This is a genomic window from Cryobacterium sp. RTC2.1, from assembly GCF_035018685.1.
In the GTDB taxonomy this organism is placed as follows: domain Bacteria; phylum Actinomycetota; class Actinomycetes; order Actinomycetales; family Microbacteriaceae; genus Cryobacterium; species Cryobacterium glucosi.
The window spans coordinates 1-3,276 of record NZ_JASJXJ010000241.1 but is presented as its reverse complement, the minus strand read 5'-3'; the positions used below and the strand labels follow the sequence as shown (position 1 = coordinate 3,276).

Sequence of the window (3,276 nt, the reverse complement as noted above, 5' to 3'; positions counted from 1 at the left end):
CACCTGGGGTGTCCGTGGGGGTGGCGGCGCCGCAGGTCGGGGCGGCGGCGAGGCCCTGCGCGAGCACCTGGCCGGTGGCGGGCTGCCAGGTGAAGGTGTAGCTGCCCGAGACCGGGTGGCCGTCGGTCGAGACGACCTGCCAGGTCACCGTGTACTCCCCCGGCTGGCCGAGCTGGGCCGTGGTCTCGAGCTTCGGGCCGAACAGGGTGACGCATCCGTCGCCGTAATAGAGGGGTGCGGAGGTCGGACCGCTGATGCGCATGGCGTTGCCGGTTCCGGTGCCGTCGAGGTTCAGCAGGGCGTCGTTTGTGGTGATGGTGAAGTGGCCTGGCTGCTCGGTCACGACCGAGTTCTCCGCGGGCGCGTACCCGACCGGATAGTTGTGCGCGGACGCCGGGGCGGCGGAGAACCCCAGCGTCGCGGCAACCACGGCCGCGACACCGAGCGCGCGCAGGGACCAGTCGCGGACGTGGTTGCTTCGCATGGTTCTCTCCTAAGCCGAGTGCTTGCGACGGGCGGTGATCGCGAGCACGAGGCCCACGACGCCGACGACAAGGCCGCCGACTCCGAGCACCCGGGCGAGCACGTCGGGGGCGGATGCCGCGGCATCGGCCGATTCGGAGCTCGCTTCGGTGGTGGTGTCGGTGTGGGCGGCGCCGTGCTCATCGGAGGCGAGGGCCGCTGTGACGGCGACCGACGGCGCCGGGTGCTCCGGTTCGGCCTCACCGTCGACGGTATGGGCGTCCCAGTTCGTCGAACCGGTGACACAGGTCTGCACGACGGGGAACTCGAGGGTCGTGCCGGCCGCATCCGTGGGGATCTGCAGGCTGAGGTCGAATGTCGTCCGCAGGCCGTCGGCCATCGGGGTGATCGCGGTGTATACGACGGCGCCGATCCTGTCGGTGATCGAGGTGCCGTCCTCGTCCGTCAGCGGGGTCGCGAGCGGAGTGGAGGTCTTCTCGACGGACCAGTTGGGGTTGACCGTCGGCGTGACACTGACGACGCTCTCCGGGATGGCGATGCTGATGGAGGTCGTGGGTGATCCGGCGCAGCCGTGCGGGAGCGCGAAGCTCAGCACGGAGTACGAGCCGGCCGCGGCCGAGGACGGGTCGATGTCGATGTGGGCGCTCGCGGAGAGCGGCGCGGCAAGGGCGAGAATGCCGCCGGCGAGCAGGGCGGATGCCGCGAGGGCGGTGGTCTTGAACGTCACTGTGGTTCCTTAGATAGTTGGCGGCACCGAACAACCGGGGCATCGGGCTGCAGCGCACGCGACTGCCCCTGGTTCGGAGCGAAAAGCAAAACGGTCTGGTCTAGGCGAAACGCAGGGTCTCCGGCGGGCCGCGGTGCCGCATCACGGACAGGAGCACCCCGAGGTCTCGGGGCAGGAAGACGAGCGTCGGCGCCGGGACGCGGTGCGCCGTGCGAGCGCGGACCGGCAGGCTGCTGGCGACCAGGACCCTGCGGACGACGAGTCGCGCCGCCGCGACGAGGATGCCGAACGCACGTTCGCCATGCCGGAGGGCGACGATCGTCACGACGGCCGCCAGCAGGTGCGCGAGCGACATCAGGGCCGCGTCGAGGGGGGCTGCGGACATGCCGGTCATGCCGGCCATCGGCAGGGCTGCGTGGGCGCCGGACAGTCCGGGGACGCCGGACAGTCCGGAGACGCCGGACAGTCCGGGCGCGGTCGTCGCGCCCGACTGCACCGAGAGCAGGGCGGAACCCGCCGCGTGACTGTGGGCGGGCAGGGTGCCGGCCGGGGCATCCGTTCGCAGGGAACCGCCGGATGCGCCGAGGGAGAACAGGCCGTGGAAGATCAGCTGGCTCGTGAGCACGGCCGCCGTGGTACGCCAGAGGGAGGCAGCGCGGCCGGCGAGGCCGATGCAGACGATGCCGGCGAACGCGAGGGAGATGACGACGGGAAGGAGACCGGGGGCTGCGCCGCCACCGAGGGTGTGCGACAGTGCCGCGACGAAGGTCGCGAAACCTGCGATATACCAGCCGCGAGCGAACCGTGCCCAGCGTGCGGTCATCGTTCCTCCTCCGGCCGTGTCGCTCCCACCATACCTGTGCCGGAATCGCCGGCGTGTGCCCGGTGCGTGCGCCCGGTGCATGAGCCTGGGCCTGGCTGCGCAGCTCGCATAGGCTGGATGCCTATGCTCACCGCCCTGGTCGGACTCGCCGGCGCCCTCATCTACGGGAGCGCCGACTTTCTCGGCGGCCTCGCGGCCAAGCGGCTCAGTTCGGTGCTCGTCACCGCGGTCGCCGCGAGCTCCGGGCTGCTGGTCCTGCTCGTCGCCCTGCCGTTCGTGGGAGGCGTCTGGTCGCCGGACGCCGTGCTCTGGGGTGCGCTCTCGGGGGTGACCGGTGCGATCGCGATCTCCCTCCTGTATGCGTGCCTCGCGATCGGTCCGATGAGCATCCTCTCGCCCCTGACCGCCGTGGTCTCGGCGGTCGTGCCGATGACCGCCGGCCTCGTCGGCGGCGAACGGCTCGCGCCGGTCGGATACGCCGCCCTCGGTCTCGCGCTCGTCGCGGTCGTGCTCGTGGGCTTCGTGCCGGAGAAGGGCGCGGTGCGGCCGACGACTCTCGGGGTGCTGATGGCGATCGGGTCCGGCGTCATGATCGGCGCGTTCCTGATCCTGATCGACCTGACCCCCGACGACAGCGGCCTCGTACCGCTCGTGCTCAACCGGGCGGTCAACGCCGCGATTATGTTCTCGATCGTGGGTGTGCTCGCCGTCGTCGCCGCGCGCCGGCGGCGGGTGCTCGCGGGGGCCGGCAGTACGGGCGTGGCCGTCGCCGGTTTCGGGGCGACGGATGCCACTGCTCGCGCAACAGACCCGGCCGCGGTTCCCGCTCACACCGGTCGGCGCTCCCGGTCCACCCTCACGATCGGCCTGACGCTCGCCGCGGTCTGCGGTCTCGTCGACGTCGCCGCGAACTTCCTGCTGCTCATCGGGATCCGGATCGGCGACCTCAGCGTGATCAGCGTGCTGACGGCGATGTACCCGGCCGGGACGATCCTGCTCGCAGCGGTCGTGCTCAGGGAGCGGATCGCGCCGGTGCAGTGGGTCGGCCTCGGTCTTGCGCTCGCGGCGGCCGCGATGCTCGCACTCGCCTGACCCGCGGCATCCGCTCACCCCTCGCCCCGAACCGTCTCGCGAGAGTACATTTTTGGCCCCTAAAACCGCGTTTTAGGGGCTGTGAAGTCTCGTTCTCAATCTGACAGTTCTGTCTCATGACCTTGCTGACAGTTCTGTCTCGGGACCTGCC

The 3,276-nt window shown here is 70.9% G+C and carries 4 protein-coding genes; 1 reads left to right on the top strand and 3 read right to left on the bottom strand.

Annotated features, from left to right (window positions below; genetic code table 11):
* The 3 genes from QN357_RS18365 to QN357_RS18355 form a co-directional block, all read right to left on the bottom strand.
* Window positions 1-484: copper resistance CopC family protein (locus tag QN357_RS18365; RefSeq protein ID WP_323505329.1), on the bottom strand; the 484-nt coding region annotated here is incomplete at its 3' end.
* Window positions 485-493: 9 nt separating this feature from the next.
* Window positions 494-1,210 (bottom strand): YcnI family protein, encoded by a 717-nt coding sequence (locus QN357_RS18360; protein WP_322189188.1) that lies wholly within the window; start codon window positions 1,208-1,210, stop codon window positions 494-496.
* Window positions 1,211-1,310: 100 nt separating this feature from the next.
* Window positions 1,311-2,033 (bottom strand): hypothetical protein, encoded by a 723-nt coding sequence (locus QN357_RS18355; protein ID WP_134559205.1) that lies wholly within the window; start codon window positions 2,031-2,033, stop codon window positions 1,311-1,313.
* Between the two features lie 117 nt (window positions 2,034-2,150).
* On the opposite strand from QN357_RS18355, the gene QN357_RS18350 reads away from it, so the two are divergent.
* Window positions 2,151-3,125, top strand: coding sequence for an EamA family transporter (locus QN357_RS18350; RefSeq protein WP_241975365.1), 975 nt, complete (start codon window positions 2,151-2,153; stop codon window positions 3,123-3,125).
* Window positions 3,126-3,276 lie beyond the last annotated feature (151 nt).